Raw genomic sequence first — 15,713 nt, 5'->3', positions numbered from 1 at the left:
TGATGAATGCATTGATATCTGTTTTTTATAAAGAAGGAGTTCTTGAACTGGCCCGGTTTCTGATGGATCAGGGCTATGACATTCTTTCGTCGGGCGGCACAGCCCGATATCTTAAGGAAGCGGGGATTCCGGTACGGGGCGTGGAAAGCGTCACCGGGTTTCCGGAAATTCTGGATGGCCGGGTGAAAACGCTCCATCCCAACATCCACGGGGGCATCCTGGCCCGCCGGGATGATGCTTCCCACATGGAGACCCTGGCCCGGGAGCAGATTGAGCCGATTGATGTCGTCTGCGTCAATCTCTATCCATTTGAGGAGAAACTGAAAGAGGGTCTGTCCTTCGAGGAAATGATCGAGTTCATCGATATCGGCGGTCCCTCCATGCTCCGTTCGGCTGCCAAAAATTTCAGCGGCGTCTATGTACTGTCGGATCCGGCACAATATCCGGAGTTCATGAAGCGTCTGCAGTCTGGCAAGGAACTGGAATCTTACCGGAGACAGCTGGCTCTGGAAGTCTTCCGCCGGACCAGCGCCTATGATCACAGCATCAGCCAATGGCTGGAAGCTCAGTCAAAAACCGATCAGGCAATGGATGCGGGCTCCGAAGAGCTGTTCCCGGAAACGCTCACGCTCAAATTGCATAAACTCCAGGATCTGCGCTACGGGGAGAACCCGCACCAGAAGGGAGCTTTCTACGGAATAGAGGACCAGTCGGGCTTCATGACAACCCTGACTCAGCTGAACGGAAAGAGCATGGGTTATATCAACTTCAAGGATCTGGAATCCGCCTGGCGCATTGTCTGTGATTTTGACGAACCGTGCTGCGCGGCGGTCAAGCACAACACTCCATGCGGCGTCGCGCTGGGCAGCGATGCCCTGGGCGCCTATACCCGGGCTCATGACTGTGATCCGGTCTCCATTTTCGGCGGCATTGTCGCGGTCAATCGCGAAGTGGACGGACCAACCGCAGAAAAAATGCTGGAAACCATGCTCCACATCGTCTGCGCGCCCGGTTTTACCGAGGAAGCACTGGAACGCCTGCGCACCCGCAAGAACCTGATCGTGATTCAGATGAATGACCAGCCCAGCCGGTCCCTGTCGGTCATTTCAACGGACGGCGGCCTCCTGCTGCAGGAGGAAGATCAGATGCTGGTGGACGATCTGAAGGTAGTAACGGAGAAAGCACCGTCGCCGGAAGAAATGGAAGAACTCTTATTCGCCATGAAGGTGGTGAAGTTTGTCAAATCCAACGCCATTGTTGTCACCCGCGACCGTGCGGCCATCGGTATTGGCGGAGGGTTCGTCAATCGGATTGACGCTGCCCGCTATGCGCTGGAGCATGCCGGGGAAGGGGTTACGCTGGCTTCTGATGCCTTCTTCCCATTCCCGGACGTTGTCGAGGCGGCTCATGCCCATGGCATCCGCGCCATCATTCAACCGGGCGGATCCGTGAAGGATGAAGCATCCATTCAGCGCTGCAACGAACTCGGACTGGCCATGGTCTTCACGGGCCTGCGCCACTTCAGACATTAGGAGAACTGCGATGAAAATCATGTTGATCGGTTCAGGCGGGCGGGAACATGCTCTGGCCTGGAAACTGGCTCAATCGGATCTGGTGGAGGAAGTAGTGGCAATCCCGGGAAATCCAGGAATTGCGCGGGAACCCAAATGTCGCTGCCTGGAGCTGTCGGAGCACGCGGCGATGGCGGAGTTTGCCACCGCCCATGGGATAGATCTGACGGTTGTCGGGCCTGAAGGTCCCCTGGTCGAAGGGATTGCGGATCTGTTCCGGTCCCGGGGACTGGCCATTTTCGGACCCGGTCAGGCAGAAGCTCAGCTGGAAGGATCCAAGGATTTTGCCAAGCGCTTCATGATGAAGCACGGGGCAGCGACGGCCCGCTATCAGAGTTTTACGGATCCGGTCCAGGCAAAAGATTATGTCAGGACTCAGTCCTTTCCCCTGGTGGTCAAAGCCTCCGGGCTGTGTGCCGGCAAAGGAGTCATCATTTGCCAGAACGAGGCGCAGGCCCTGGAAGCACTGGCTGAACTGATGGAGAATCATTGTTTCCAGGAGGCGGGATCTACCGTCGTGATTGAGGAGTTCCTCACCGGTCCGGAAGTATCAATCCTGTCTCTTTATGACGGCGAGAATATCCATATCCTGGGATCCGCCATGGACCACAAACGCGCCTTCGACGGCGATCTGGGTCCAAATACCGGCGGCATGGGCACCATTGCTCCGGCCCCGTTCTTCAGTCCGGCGGCCCAGGCTGATTTTCTGGAGAATATCCTGAAGCCGACGGAGCGGGGACTCAAGGCTTCCGGGATGAAGGATCCGGCCTGCATCTTCTTCGGACTGATGCTGACCCCCGATGGGGTGAAGCTCCTGGAATACAATATGCGCTTTGGTGATCCGGAAACGCAGTCGGTTCTGATGGTGCTGGAGTCCGATCTGGCACAGATCCTGGACAAGGCTGTCCATGGCCAGCTAACTCCGGCGGATATTCAGATCGCGGATGAAACGGCGCTGTGCGTGATTGGCGCGGCCCAGGGGTATCCTGGCGTCTATGCCAAAGGCATTCCTCTCAAGTTCAATCCCAGTCCGGACATTAAGGTCTTTCTCGCCGGAGCGACAGAACAGGATGGGGAATTAAGATCCAGCGGCGGCCGCATCTTTGGTGCCTGTGCCAGAGGCGGCCGGGAAGAAGCCAGATCCCGGATCATGGATTTCCTGGAGCAGTTCCGGGATCAGCCGATTTTCTGGCGCAGGGATATCGGAGGCCATAAATAGCCCCACATTCCGAAAACCGCCACTTTACATGCAGTCTCATATAGCCTGAAAATAGATTTAACATTCACCACTCGTCGCCAGGCCACGGTCTGGGGACATTTTTTTTGTAACCGTTAATCAGCTTTTAATAAACATCGGTTAGGATGAAGGAAATAGCAGACAGGTGCTGACCTGGACTGGAGGGAAAAACAAATGATGTGGCTATGGGCAGCGCTCATCGTAATCGTCGTAGTCCTGGATATGACCACGAGCAATATACTTTATTCCTGGATGGGGCTTGGTTTTCTGGCAGCCATTGCTGCGGAAAGCTTCGGAGTCTCCCTGCCGGGACAGATCGTAATTGCCTGTCTGGTCGGTTCGGTTTCTTTTGTCTTTGGATCGTACATCAGCCGGAAGTATGTCCGGCGCAATATCGACCAGACACCGATCCTGACCGATAAAATCGTGGGGACCGTACATACGGCAGACCGTGAAATCACAGAGGAAACGCAGTACAAGATTAATGGAATCTACTGGCTGCTGCGCAATGAAGGACTGACCATTCATCCAGGGGAACAATTCCGCATCGTCGGAATTAAAAACAATAGATTATATATCGTAAAGGAGAATTAAAGTTATGTGGGGATGGATCATTGGAGTAATTATCGCACTGCTTGTTCTTGTCATCATTCTCTCGTCGGTCAAGGTTGTCAACACCGGATATGTCTATGTCGTTGAACGGCTGGGGCAGTTCTATCGTGTCCTGCAGCCCGGACTGCACATCATTATCCCGTTCATGGATTTTGTCCGCAAGAAAATTTCCATGAAGCAGCAGATCCTGGACATCGAGCCGCAGAATGTAATTACCAAGGACAACGTCAAAATTTCCGTGGACAATGTTATCTTCTATCAGGTGCTCAATGCCAAGGACGCTGTCTACAACATTGAAAACTATGTCTACGGTATCATGTACTCGACAATCACCAATATGAGAAACATCATTGGTGACATGTCACTGGATGAAGTCCTGGCTGGCCGTGACAAGATCAACTCGAAGCTGCTTGATATTGTCGACGCCATTACCGATGCTTATGGCATCAAAATTTTATCCGTCGAAATCAAGAACATCGTGCCGCCGGAAGAAATCCAGAACGCCATGGAAAAACAGATGAAGGCAGAACGTGAGAAACGGGCCGCCATCCTGATTGCTGAAGGTGACCGGAATTCCTCGATTGCCAGAGCTGAAGGTGAAAAGCAGTCTAACATCCTGCGGGCCGAAGCTGAAAAAGAAGCCAACATCCGCCGGGCAGAAGGTCTGAAAGAATCCCAGCTTCTGGAAGCCCAGGGGCGCGCGCGTGCCATCGAGCTCCTGGCAGAGGCAGACGCAACAGCCATTATGCGGGTAAACCGCTCCATCATTGATTCAGGCACAGATGCCAGAGTCATTGCGCTCAAACAGGTGGAAGCGCTGAAGGAACTTTCCAAGAACCCGGCCAACAAGCTGATCCTGCCTGCAGAAGGCATGGCTTCCCTTGGATCCATCGCCGCGTTGACGGATATCATCAAGAACTCACCGCAGAATGCCCCGGTTCAGCCTCCGGCACAGCCGCTGGCATAAGTCGGTACCAGACAATAAAATAAGACATCTCCCCCAAGACCGCTCTGGCGGCCGGACCTGGAGAACACAAAGTAAGCCTTCCCCATGGGAAGGCTTATCTTTTGCCTGCAACTGCGCTATAATGGTTCTGTTAAGCGAATCAGTTTCCCGGAGATCAACGATCCGGCGGACTGCACTATTTTCGAAACAAGGATATATCATGAATAAAGTAGCAATCATCACCGGTTCCTCGCGGGGGATCGGGAAAAGCATCGCAAGGGAACTCGCCTTGCAGGGTATATTTGTCATCATCAATTATCGAACCGATGAGGATCGGGCCTTGCAGGTTCTGGAGGAAATCCGCCGAATGGGCGGAAATGGTTCAATCTGCCAGGCAGACGTTTCAAAGTACGAGGAGGCAGCCCGTCTGGTAAAGTACACCGTTGATCTGTGCGGACAGCTCGATATCCTCGTGAACAATGCCGGCGTCAGTCATCACGGACTGCTGATGGATACCACGGAAGGGCAGTATGACCGTCTCATGGACACGAACCTGAAAGGAACCTTCAATGTGACTCGCCACGCCCTGCCGCATCTTCTGGCACGCAGGGGGTCGATTTTGAACATTTCCAGTATATGGTCCCAGCACGGAGCAGCCAATGAAGTCGTATATTCCATGACCAAGGCCGGCATCAACGCCTTCACCAAGTCCCTGGCCAAGGAAATGGCCCCCATGGGAATCCGGGTGAACTGTATTGCGCCCGGAATCATTGATACCGAGATGAATCACAACCTGACTCAGGAAGAAAAGGACAATATGGTATGCTATCTGGCATCGAACCGGCTGGGAACTGTACTGGATGTGGCAAAAACCGCGCAGTTTCTCCTGTCGGAGGAAGCCGCCTACATCAATGGCCAGATTATTACCATTGACGGCGGGTTGCTGTAACGGGAAGCAAGAAGCAGGAATTTAGAGCCGGAAGGCAGATTCACACTGCCGGGTAAAAGAAAATTGCCGATTCGGGCACCAAATTAACAGAGAAAGAGTAAAATAGGGATAGATAGAAAATTTGGAGGGAATAACTATGCTGAAAGAAATTAAGATCAACACCAAAGCCCTGGAGACCATGCTGTTCATCTGGGCATCCATCAAGGACCGCGAGAAGATCCACGAGAGATTCCTGGATGAGCTGGCTCACTCCCCGGAAATGGGCTCCGCCTACGACAGTGAATTCAATGCAAGCAGCGTTCGCACGGTTCTCTCGGCGATTTCCAACCGCGAGCGGCTGAACGGACCGACCAAAAAAGAATCCCGGTTCTGGAATTACAATATGTGGATGCTGGAAGATCCGGCCATGACACAGCAGATGCTCACACCCATCAAGACATTGAACATTGATGAGGTTAAGGAGTCCGCCGGAGCGGCGTTCCCCTATGAGACGGTCGAAGTGGTGTTCTACCCCGGACAGTTTGAAACCTCCCAGCAGAAGGAAAATAAGCTCTTTATCAACTTCTTCTCCGTGAAAACGGATATTGTGGATCCCGATACCGTCCTGATCTCGGGCAAGCCGCTGAAGGATTTCGTCATGGATGAAATCCGGACGATGAAGTAGCACCTCAATCAATCCAGGTATTTCAGACGCACCGGCTGATCGAAAGACAAGCAGGGCAGACACTCCAGCTGGGCAGCTCAAGCAGAGCAGACACTCAAACAAAGTAGCTCAGACAGAGTGGATATTCAACACGATGAAGTGGATAAGATCAACCCGAACCAATCATCGCAACGGAAAAGGCAGCGAACCCTCTGAGGGGAATCGCTGCCTTAGTTTTTTTGAGGATTCGAATTGCTATAAATAGATATCCTTGGTTACGGGTTTGGCCGTACTGATTGCTTTCATTTCCATGAGAAGCTCCTGAATGCCTTTTTCAATGGCTTTCTTCTCGACCCGGGAAAGGGAGATTCGCAGACCCCGGACTTCACGGGTCACCGAGAATTCTACATCAGAACGGAAGCGGAAGCCCCTGGCATCCAGATTGTCCAGCAATTCCATGGTGCGGAAATCCTGCGGCAGCTCGATGTAGGCATACATGCCGCATTGCGGTACCTGGAAGGGGTAAGGGCAGTCCTTGAGGCATTCGCTGAGCAGCGTGCACTTTTCTTCGATCCGCTCTTTCAGGGTGCGGATGTGTTTGTGATAAGCGTCACTGGTCAGATAGCGATGAAGCACATCCTGACTGATCAGGGAAGCCCCGGTGTTCATGTAATTATTGGTGTGGGAGATGTCCTCGACCAGCGTGTCCGGCACGATAATGGCACACAGACGAAGGGACGGGCTGATGGTCTTGGAGAAGCTACGAATGTAGATCACGCGGTCAGGAGCCTGATGAAACAAGCTGTTTTCATCGGAAAGCTCCATGAGATAATCATCTTCCACGATATAGAAGTCATATTCACGGGCCAGGCTGAGCAGCCGGCTACGCTGTTCTTTGGACAGGGTGGTGCCTAGTGGATTGTGGTTCCGGGTCATCGTAAAAAAATACCGGAACTCGTGATTTTTTGCCTTCTCTTCCAGGGTGTCCAAATCCAGCCCTTGCAAGGTCCGTTCCACGGACAGGATATTTTGGCCAAAGACATCCATGGCCCCAACCAGAAGGTTGTAGGTCGGATTTTCCACGAGGATTTTCTGGCCGTTGCGGATGGTCATGGCAATAATCAGACTCAGAAAATTCTGAGTTCCTGACAGAATAAAGATGTTCTCGCTGGATACCGGCGGATTCTGCGTCAGACCCAGGTGCTCTCTCAGTTTGCCATAGCCTCGGGAGTAACTGTAGTTGATGATGGACATGTTGTTCTCCCGGAAAGACGACGCATAGGCTTTTTCCATGGAGTCGAAGGGCAGGTAGGATGAGAGGGGGATTCCGGAGTAAAAGTCAAAATCCCAGCCGCCGTCCTTGCGCCGGTGGTTGATGAAATACCCGGATTTCGGGGCGGAGTATATGACTCCCTGATCCTCCAGTTCAGAATAGGCTTTAATCACCGTGGAGTTGGAGCAGGAAAATCGGATCGCCATTCCCCGAATTGACGGCAGTTTGGATTGGTACGTTCCCTTCGAAATTTCATTTTTGACATAATCCATGATTTCTGTGTACTTGAAATTCATCATTTGACCCTCCGTTTGCTATGGTTAAAGTATAGCACAAAGGGAGTACAGTTTTTATTGATTGGTTACAGAACACAACAGATTGATTTGAAGCGGTACAGATCATTGACATTCTCCCCATTGCTCAACCGGCAATTTCTGTTAATTATTAGGAATTGCCGGGTAATTTCTGATTACCCGGCAATCCGCACAAATGATTATATCTGCTGTTCGGTTTTAACCTGTTCCAAAACCAGTCGCTGCAGTTTTAGCGCTGTACCGGTTTCGTCAAAGAGTTTGCTGCCCAGGCGACGGACCGGCATGATTCCCATCAGGGAATTGGTGACGAAGCATTCCTGCATTTCGTCAACGGACGCCCTGGTCAGAACGATCTCGGTGACCTCCGCATGCTGCAGCACAAACCGTCTCATGATGCCGGGCAGGAGTCCGCAGAAGACAGGAGGTGTGTAGATTCTGCCCTTTGAGACAAAGAAGATATTGGAAACCGAGCCTTCGCAGATTTCCTCCCGACTGTTCAAAAAAATCAGATCATCGAGTCCGCAGGAGGCCGCTGCCCGCTTCTCCAGAATATTGTCTCCGTAATTCAGGGTTTTATGACGGGTCAGAGGGGAGGTTTCATTGCGACGGACCTTACTGTATCCCAATTGGAAGCCCTTTCTTCGGGATTCCTCCGTGTAGGGATTCGGACGAATGGTAAGTACTGTATTGTGCTCGGAAACCATGAGTTTTACCGCATGATGAGGGAGCAGATCCGTACTGATGCCGTTTGATTCCAGGTGCTGCGTGAGGCAAAGAGTAAAGTCATCAGGGGAGATGCTCCGCGGAATCCCCAGTTCTTTCATAGAATGATTCAGCCGCTCCAGATGCCAGTTCAGCAACACGGGCCGGCCATCTTCCACAGCAATGGTTTCAAAGACGCCCAGACCGAACTGAAAGCCTTCATCCAAGAGGAGTTTCATTTGGTACCCCCAGTTCCTTCAAAAGCGCCCTGGCTTTCAGCATAGTTTCCTCATACTCAAATTCCAGTTCCGATTCGCAGGTAATGCCGCCGCCGACACCGATGTGATACCGGCCTTGCTGATGCACAGCCGTGCGGATCACAATGTTGAAGTCACAGTCACCGCTCAGGGAAATCCAGCCCATGGAACCGGTATACACATTCCGCCTGGAGTGCTCCAGTTCATCAATGATTTCCATGGCCCGGTATTTGGGCGCACCAGTGATGGATCCTCCGGGAAACGCGGACTCCAAAAGATCCACAACCGTCAGATGATCTCTCAGACGGCCGTTGATATTGGAAACAAGATGGAAGACTGTGGCGTGGGTTTCTACTGCAAACAGTTCATCAACGATGACGCTGCCGGGAACGCATACGCGGTTCAGATCATTCCGTTCCAGATCGACAATCATGAGCAGCTCGCTGCGGTCTTTCTCCGATTGCTCCAGCTCTTTTATCAATGCTTCGTCTTCCTTTGCGGTCTGGCCGCGCTTTCTCGTGCCCTTGATCGGACGGGTTGACACCTGACGCTGCTTCATCTGCAGAAACCGCTCCGGAGAAGCGCTGATGATCTGAAAATCTCCATACTGAAAATACCCACCAAAAGGAGAGGGATTGCTTCGACGAAGCCGGCGGAATAATTCATAGGGATCCATCGAGGATTCAACCAGCAGCTGCTGGGTCATATTGGCAATATAGATATCCCCCTCCACAATGTAGTCGATCATCCGGCCCAGGGCGGTCAAATAGTCCCTGTGGGTGAAATTGGCTGTGAGACTGCCCGGTCCAAGCCGGACGGCTGCTTCGGATTCGAAAGCGCTTCTGCGGGCTGCCTCGGCGGCCAGGAGTTCCAGTTCCCGCATCTGTTCCAACAGCCATTCCTGGGATTTCTGTTGGGCTGAGGGTTCCGCTGTGCTCATGGCGGGCCAAGAGAGTTCAGGCGCTTTCGCATGCGCCGCTGGGGAGTCAGTGACTGGGGTATCCGCTGCAGCTTGTGGAATCGTTGCAGTTTGAGGGTCAGTAACAATCAGATGCAGTTTATGCTCTTCATGATCGGCGATGATGAACTGATGGTAAAAAACCAGCAGAGCATCGGGAATCGCAAGCTCCTGATCCATGGAAGAGGCGATGCCCTGTTTTTTTCTGCCGTAATCATAGGAGAAATAGCCGATCGCTCCCGATGCCAGGGGAAGTCCGGCAGGGGTTGCTTCATAGTGGTCCTTCAGATAGCGGCACAGAAAATCTTCAAAGGATTCCTCCTGAAGAACTCCGTTCACACGGAATCCATCCGCCTGCTCCAGTTTCAAGTAAGGCTTTCGACCGATCAACGAATAGCGGCCAGCTTGCCGGTCTTGGACGAATCCAGAAAAACGGCATCTGTTTCTTCGTGAATCAGATCAAAAATTGAAGCAATCTCCACATCGTGGTCTAGTGTGTTAATGAGCTGCATGGTCTGGCTTCTCCTGGAGGCAGATTTGACAGAAATTGGCAAGAAGTTGAGTTCCGTACTCTGTCAGGACGGCTTCGGGATGAAACTGAACGCCGTAAATCGGCAGCGTTGCATGCTTGAGTGCCATGATCACGTCGTCTTCACTGCGGGCTGTGACCTGAAGCTGAGGAGGGAGATTTTTCTCTGTAACCACCAGAGAATGGTACCGGGTTACTTGAAAGCGGGGCGGCAGTCCCTGAAACAGACCGGTTCCGTCATGGGTAAGGAAAGACAGTTTGCCATGCATCGGCCGCTGGCCTTTTTCCACACATCCCCCGAAGGCCTGCCCAATCACCTGGTGACCCAGACAAACCCCCAGGATGGGAATTAATCCCTGAAATTCGGCTAACACCTTGTGACAGACTGCTGCATCCTGTGGCCGCTTCGGACCCGGCGAAAGAATGAGACCGTTTGGATTCAACGCTCGAATTTGCTCGGTCGTCACGTCGTCTGAGCGCACAACCAAGACTTCATGCCCCATATGTTCCAGATCGGCCGCCAGATTGTAAACAAAGGAATCGTAATTATCAATCAAATAAAACACAAAAAAACCTCCCCCAATTTAACGATTTACAGTCGTTATCCTTAAACTGGTTGAGGTCCGTAACCTGTATATGTTGATTATATGAAAGGCCTGACCGGGATGCAAGTCAAACCGTACGAATTACCGGATTCTCCGAATTATTGGATCCTATCCGTTTTTTTCAAGTGCGTGACGAATCGGACAGTTCATGCAATTGTTGGGTCAGTTTTTATTCCGCTCCTGCCCTGACAGCGACGATGCTGGCCTTCGATCTCTCTGCTCCGAGGCAGAACCCCTGAAGCCGGGTCACGCCTTCAGGGGTTCTGAAATTCAAAGGTTCATTCGTTCAAAGGTTCATTCGTTCAAAGGTTCATAAGTTCAAAGGTTCATAAGTTCAGGTTTCGAATTACCTGCCGAATTCGGGGATCAGTTTTGCTCAAACTGGTCTTTTCCTACTCCGCAGAGGGGACAGGTCCAGTCGGACGGGACTTCTTCCCACGGGGTGCCTGGGTCCACGCCGTTGTCGGGATCACCGGCCACCGGGTCATAGACATACCCGCACACGGTGCAGACATACGTTGGCATCTCTGTGTTCATCGGAGTTGCCGATTCTGAGGGAATGGGCGACGGCGCTTCCGGCACGACTTCGTAACCTGCCGGATCCATCGGATGGGCAGCTTTGGCGGATTCATCCTGCTCGGGCCGGAATTCTTCCGGCAGCTGCTCGGTTGACCTTGTCACCGGTACTGCGGCCGAGGCGCCCATGAACTGGCGGCCGTAGGCGAAGGCTGCCAGATTGGCCTGTATGGTTTTGGGCGGAACTTTCATCTCGATTGCCTTGATGAAGTTCTCTTCCTTGATGTCAACCACTGTGCTGAGGGCGCCGATGAGGATTGTATTCGCCACTTTGATGTTCCCGAGCTTCTTCGCCTCTGCTTCTGAATCTATGGGAATGAGGCGGACGTTGCGGGTGCGGATCTGATTCTCAATGTCGCCGGGATATACTTCTTTTTCCATCAGGACGGGATTGGGATAGATTTCCTTCTGGTTCATGAGAACCAGACCGCCCGGGATAACTTCATCGACAAACCGCAGCGTTTCCAGTTTCTCAAGGCCCAGCAGGACGCTGGCTGAATTTTTTGGTACATTTGGCGTCGGAACTTTTTTGCCGAATCGAACCGAGCCGTTGATTTTCCCGCCGCGCTGGGACAGTCCGATCACGTCATTGGTTGCAACTTCATAGCCTTCGAGGAAGGCTGCCTGCGCAATAAGATCCGTTGTCAGAACCAGACCTTGTCCGCCGACACCGGCGATCAGGATGTTTACGATCTCCATTATGCCTTTACCTCCTCTTTTTTCTGAGCCAGGGGTTTGATCGCGCCGACCGGGCAGACCTGGGAACAGACGGAGCATCCCACGCACATGTCAGCGTGGATGTGGGATTTCAGAGCTTCAATGCCTTCGTACTTCTGCATATTGATCGGCGGGCAGTTGGTATTGACGCAGCTGCGGCAGCCGATGCAGATTTTTTCATCCACATAGAAGGGCGGATTGACTATCTTAAAGTTGAGGGCACAGGGCCGGGTTGTGATAATGACTGAGATTCCGGGCCGCTTCATCGCGTCTTTGAGTTTCTTGTGGAATTCCTTGACCTGGAACTGATCCACCACCTCGACATCTTCGAGTCCCATGGCTTTGACAATGTTGTAGATCGAGACATAATGCTCCGGAGCTTCCTTGGAATCATCCGAGAACAATTCGTTGGTCGTCATGGTCTTCTGTCCGCCGGTCATCGCGGTGGTTCGATTGTCCATGCAGATAACGGTGATATTTTCCTTGATGTCGGAGAGCTGGACCATGCCGGAGAGCCCGGAATGGAAGAACGTGCCGTCGCCGATGGTTGCAACCAAGGGTTTATCGATGCCTGCCAGCCGGTTGGCCTTCGCCATGCCCAGAACCATGCCCAGGGAAGCGCCCATGGAAATGTTGGTTTTGTGAACCTGAAAGGGCGGGAGAATACCCAGCGAGTAGCAGCCAATATCACCGACCACCGTGGCTTTGAGTTTCTTTAAGCTGTCAAATACGGGACGGTGCGGGCAGCCGGCACAGAGCATCGGTGTCCGGTCAACGGTTTTCAGCGGCTCCATGACATCGGGTTCCGTGGCGGTGATGACGCCGGCTTCTGCCAGGGCGTGGCGGACCGCTTCAAAATCCAGCTCCCCGGTGAAGGAAAAGAATTTTTTCCCCTCACAGTCAATTCCGCCGGCTTTGAGTTCCTTTTCCATCACTGGCATCATTTCTTCGGCCACCAGGACCTTCCGGTAATGGCTGGCAGCTTCCCGGAGCTTCTCCACCGGCAATGGCCAGACCATGGCCAGTTTGTAGATGTCTGCCGCGGGAGCAATTTCCTTGATAACGCCGGATACGAGCCCCGAGGTAATGATCAGCGTATCATGTCCCTGGCGTTCCCAGGTATTCAGATGATACGTTTCATTGAACTTTGCCAGGTTCTCCATGCGGTCTTTCATGAAGTACTGCTGGGCATTGGAATAGGGCGGAAGCATGCAGAAGTTGGAGGGATCTTCCTCAAAACCTGCAATATGGGAATCCTTGCGCTCATTCAGCTCCACTACGCCGCGGGCATGGCACAGCCGGGACATAATGCGCAGCATCACAGGGGTCTCAAACTGCTCAGAGAGCCTGATAGCTTCCCTGGTATAATCCAGTGCCTCCTGCGGGGTTGCCGGATCAAGCACGGGAATATTGGCAAACTGAGCCAGCATGCGCGAGTCCTGCTCGTTCTGGGAACTGGTCAGGCCTGGATCGTCTCCAATGGCGAGAACAAAGGCTCCTTTGGTTCTGGTCTGGGTAAATGTCATAAAGGGATCCAGGGCGATGTTGAGTCCCACGTGTTTCATGACGCAGAGGCTGCGGGCGCCGGTAATGGATGAGCCGATGGCCATTTCCAGGGCTACTTTTTCGTTGGTTGCCCAGTTGGCATCCACTTCTTTCATCTTCATCAGCGTATCGGTGATCGATACCGTGGGTGAGCCGGGATAGGCTGCGGAAACCTTGCCGCCGGCCTCCCAGAAGCCCCGGGCGACCGCCTCGTTTCCGGTGATAACCACTTTTTCAGTCATTCGAAAGAACACCTCCATGTATTCGTAGCATTGTGCAGTCTACTCCAATTATAAACATTTTAAGTAAACAATTTCAATGAATCGAAAACTTTGATCCGTTCATCCATAACGTACTTGTCCCGTCAGGATGGAAAAAATCAGAACGTTTCGTTGCGGTTTTGTCGGCTTCCCTTATTTGATTGTGCAAAATCAAATAGAAAGACTCGGAAAGAATCAAAATCAAGAAACGATAGAATCCGGGAAAAGGAATCATGATGAAAAGGATATCGCAATGATCTTAAAAGAAAAGGAGAAAGCCGGGAAAGTCCAATGAAGTCCGGGAATTGCCGGAAGCACGCGGAAGGATTCGGATTGATTCGGAAGGGTTCGAAAGGATCCGAAAGGGTAAGAGGCTAAGGATTGGTATGAGTGGGTTTGGAAATGGAGCAGTATGAGAATCACCCCGAAAGAACCGGAATGATTCTCAAACTTTTGTTTGTGAACGGTTAGTGTAAAGTTACTGTAGGTCGAAAATGAAAGAGAATAAGCCCAAGTGCTAGAATGTTAGTAACAACAACAAACAAACTACACGAAAGGACTTATTCTCATGCCTATCTTAACAGATTTCAACTCAATGTTCACCTCTCTCAGACAAGGTTTTGATTCAAGAATGGCAAGCGGTACCCTCACCATGGATCAAGTGGTCCAGGAGACTCACGAGCTGACGGATCGGATTGCCCGTGAGCAGATCCAGGATTATGTTCAGGTACTCGATGAGCGCCTGAGGAACTCACAGTTACGGAAAAAGGATTACTCCATCGAACGGCGTAATCAAACAAAAACCATCGCTACTACAGCCGGACCTGTGGTCTTTGACCGGACGTACTTTCGGGATAAAAAGACTAATCACCATGTGTGTCTGGTGGATCGTCTTCTGGGCCTTGAGCCCCATCAGAGAATCAGCCGGGAACTAGCCTCGTGTCTTCTCTCCAGTGCTAAAGATATTTCTTACCAGGGGACGGTGGAGCGCTATGCAAGCAGCGGAATTACCAGCCGCACTACGGTAATGAATCTGGTCCATCGACTGGGGAACATTGAGTCTTCTGAGGGACCCCTGCCTCAGAAAAAAGTGGTATCTCGGATCTATATTGAGGCCGATGAGGATCATGTAGCTATGCAGGACGGTTCCAATCAGCAGATGCGGCTGATCTACGTCCATGAGGGGCAGCAGAGTGTCGGGAAGAGACGCAAGGCCTTAATGGGTGTACGTCGATTTGCAGGCTTCTACAAGGGCAACTCGGATGAACTGTGGTACGAAGTGTTCGATTACCTGAACTCGGCTTATGAGGTAGATAAGATCGAGGAAATCTCCTTATCAGGGGATGGGGCGACCTGGATCAAGATGGGTGCCCAGATTCTGCCTCGATGCAAGCTCTATCTGGATAAGTTCCACCTGGAAAAGGCCCTGCGCCAGGCGGCAACGCCGATTGATTCCTACAAAGGGACAAAGGATGAATATTACTGGTACCTCAAAGACGCCATCAGCATGGACTCCCTTGAGGACATCAACACATTCTTCGAATCAGCGGCGGGATTGCCGCTTAAAAAGACCCAGGAAAAGAAGTTAGGCGAGATGCAAACCTATCTTGTGTCCAACTGGGAATCGATCCAGAACGCGGCCAAGTCGGGCTATCAGGGCTGCAGTGCGGAAGGGCATGTCAGTCATGTGCTTTCCTCACGGTTATCTTCACGCCCGATGGGGTGGAGCACAGTAGGTGCTGAGAATATAGCGCGCATGCGAGTTTTCGTCCTCAATGGCGGGGATCTCATGGGCTACTTCGCTGCCAAAGAGAAAGAAAAGAAGAAGGAAGCCCGACTTTTGAGGCTGGAAAAACGGATCGTGAAGAAGAGCCGGGTCTACCCGGTAAAACAAGGTTCAATCAGCTATGCAACGCCTCATTTTGGGTGGTATAAATCGTAAAACCCGGGCTACTTGGAATCCGCACGGCAGGCTTATTCAGTTTTTGAACCGAAAGTAAGTTGACACTATCTTGTGAA

The 15,713-nt window shown here is 52.0% G+C and carries 14 protein-coding genes; 7 read left to right on the top strand and 7 right to left on the bottom strand.

Annotation, left to right across the window (positions count from 1 at the left end; genetic code table 11):
• Positions 1-2 precede the first annotated feature (2 nt).
• From purH to NQU17_06135, 6 genes are all read left to right on the top strand, one after another.
• Positions 3-1,532 (top strand): bifunctional phosphoribosylaminoimidazolecarboxamide formyltransferase/IMP cyclohydrolase, encoded by a 1,530-nt coding sequence (purH, locus tag NQU17_06160; GenBank protein ID UUM13138.1) that lies wholly within the window; start codon positions 3-5, stop codon positions 1,530-1,532.
• Positions 1,533-1,542: 10 nt separating this feature from the next.
• The gene (purD, locus tag NQU17_06155; protein ID UUM13137.1) at positions 1,543-2,790 is read left to right on the top strand and encodes a phosphoribosylamine--glycine ligase; all 1,248 of its coding nucleotides are present in this window, start codon (positions 1,543-1,545) and stop codon (positions 2,788-2,790) included.
• Between the two features lie 192 nt (positions 2,791-2,982).
• Positions 2,983-3,402, top strand: coding sequence for a hypothetical protein (locus NQU17_06150; protein ID UUM13136.1), 420 nt, complete (start codon positions 2,983-2,985; stop codon positions 3,400-3,402).
• A 4-nt stretch (positions 3,403-3,406) separates the two neighbouring features.
• Positions 3,407-4,387 (top strand): SPFH/Band 7/PHB domain protein, encoded by a 981-nt coding sequence (locus NQU17_06145; GenBank protein UUM13135.1) that lies wholly within the window; start codon positions 3,407-3,409, stop codon positions 4,385-4,387.
• Between the two features lie 199 nt (positions 4,388-4,586).
• Complete coding sequence (locus NQU17_06140; protein UUM13134.1) at positions 4,587-5,315, top strand: SDR family oxidoreductase; 729 nt, start codon at positions 4,587-4,589, stop codon at positions 5,313-5,315.
• Positions 5,316-5,451: 136 nt separating this feature from the next.
• Positions 5,452-5,979 carry a hypothetical protein gene (locus NQU17_06135; protein ID UUM13133.1) on the top strand — a complete coding sequence of 176 codons (528 nt, stop codon included), beginning with the start codon at positions 5,452-5,454 and terminating at the stop codon, positions 5,977-5,979.
• A gap of 234 nt (positions 5,980-6,213) precedes the next feature.
• Here NQU17_06135 and NQU17_06130 read toward each other — a convergent pair whose 3' ends face one another.
• From NQU17_06130 to NQU17_06100, 7 genes are all read right to left on the bottom strand, one after another.
• Positions 6,214-7,530 carry a PLP-dependent aminotransferase family protein gene (locus tag NQU17_06130; GenBank protein UUM13132.1) on the bottom strand — a complete coding sequence of 439 codons (1,317 nt, stop codon included), beginning with the start codon at positions 7,528-7,530 and terminating at the stop codon, positions 6,214-6,216.
• A gap of 194 nt (positions 7,531-7,724) precedes the next feature.
• The gene (locus NQU17_06125; GenBank protein UUM13131.1) at positions 7,725-8,486 is read right to left on the bottom strand and encodes an aminotransferase class IV; all 762 of its coding nucleotides are present in this window, start codon (positions 8,484-8,486) and stop codon (positions 7,725-7,727) included.
• Positions 8,467-9,831, bottom strand: coding sequence for an aminodeoxychorismate synthase component I (gene pabB / locus NQU17_06120; protein UUM13130.1), 1,365 nt, complete (start codon positions 9,829-9,831; stop codon positions 8,467-8,469). The genes NQU17_06125 and pabB overlap by 20 nt, the downstream gene beginning before the upstream one ends.
• Before the next feature lie 17 nt (positions 9,832-9,848).
• Positions 9,849-9,974, bottom strand: a complete 126-nt coding sequence (locus tag NQU17_06115; GenBank protein UUM13129.1) for a hypothetical protein — start codon at positions 9,972-9,974, stop codon at positions 9,849-9,851.
• Complete coding sequence (locus NQU17_06110) at positions 9,961-10,557, bottom strand: aminodeoxychorismate/anthranilate synthase component II (protein ID UUM13128.1); 597 nt, start codon at positions 10,555-10,557, stop codon at positions 9,961-9,963. The genes NQU17_06115 and NQU17_06110 overlap by 14 nt, the downstream gene beginning before the upstream one ends.
• Positions 10,558-10,962: 405 nt before the next feature.
• Positions 10,963-11,871 carry a 2-oxoacid:acceptor oxidoreductase family protein gene (locus tag NQU17_06105; GenBank protein UUM13127.1) on the bottom strand — a complete coding sequence of 303 codons (909 nt, stop codon included), beginning with the start codon at positions 11,869-11,871 and terminating at the stop codon, positions 10,963-10,965.
• Positions 11,871-13,676: a thiamine pyrophosphate-dependent enzyme gene (locus NQU17_06100; protein ID UUM13126.1), complete on the bottom strand. Its 1,806-nt coding sequence runs from the start codon at positions 13,674-13,676 to the stop codon at positions 11,871-11,873. The genes NQU17_06105 and NQU17_06100 overlap by 1 nt, the downstream gene beginning before the upstream one ends.
• Positions 13,677-14,262: 586 nt before the next feature.
• On the opposite strand from NQU17_06100, the gene NQU17_06095 reads away from it, so the two are divergent.
• Positions 14,263-15,636, top strand: coding sequence for an ISLre2 family transposase (locus tag NQU17_06095; protein ID UUM13125.1), 1,374 nt, complete (start codon positions 14,263-14,265; stop codon positions 15,634-15,636).
• Positions 15,637-15,713: the final 77 nt, after the last annotated feature.

This window comes from Clostridiaceae bacterium HFYG-1003 (genome assembly GCA_024579835.1).
In the GTDB taxonomy this organism is placed as follows: domain Bacteria; phylum Bacillota; class Clostridia; order Clostridiales; family Clostridiaceae; genus JG1575.
The sequence above is the reverse complement of the archived record's forward strand: the minus strand, read 5'-3'. Positions and strand labels throughout refer to the sequence as shown.

Coding starts and splice junctions, on each gene's coding strand:
- purD (UUM13137.1), top strand. CDS start 1,543: ATGAAAATCATGTTGATCGGTTCAGGCGGGCGGGAACATGCTCTGGCC.
- NQU17_06105 (UUM13127.1), bottom strand. CDS start 11,871: ATGGAGATCGTAAACATCCTGATCGCCGGTGTCGGCGGACAAGGTCTG.
- NQU17_06130 (UUM13132.1), bottom strand. CDS start 7,530: ATGATGAATTTCAAGTACACAGAAATCATGGATTATGTCAAAAATGAA.
- NQU17_06100 (UUM13126.1), bottom strand. CDS start 13,676: ATGACTGAAAAAGTGGTTATCACCGGAAACGAGGCGGTCGCCCGGGGC.
- NQU17_06135 (UUM13133.1), top strand. CDS start 5,452: ATGCTGAAAGAAATTAAGATCAACACCAAAGCCCTGGAGACCATGCTG.
- NQU17_06150 (UUM13136.1), top strand. CDS start 2,983: ATGATGTGGCTATGGGCAGCGCTCATCGTAATCGTCGTAGTCCTGGAT.
- NQU17_06095 (UUM13125.1), top strand. CDS start 14,263: ATGCCTATCTTAACAGATTTCAACTCAATGTTCACCTCTCTCAGACAA.
- purH (UUM13138.1), top strand. CDS start 3: ATGAATGCATTGATATCTGTTTTTTATAAAGAAGGAGTTCTTGAACTG.
- NQU17_06145 (UUM13135.1), top strand. CDS start 3,407: ATGTGGGGATGGATCATTGGAGTAATTATCGCACTGCTTGTTCTTGTC.
- NQU17_06115 (UUM13129.1), bottom strand. CDS start 9,974: ATGCAGCTCATTAACACACTAGACCACGATGTGGAGATTGCTTCAATT.
- NQU17_06125 (UUM13131.1), bottom strand. CDS start 8,486: ATGAAACTCCTCTTGGATGAAGGCTTTCAGTTCGGTCTGGGCGTCTTT.
- NQU17_06140 (UUM13134.1), top strand. CDS start 4,587: ATGAATAAAGTAGCAATCATCACCGGTTCCTCGCGGGGGATCGGGAAA.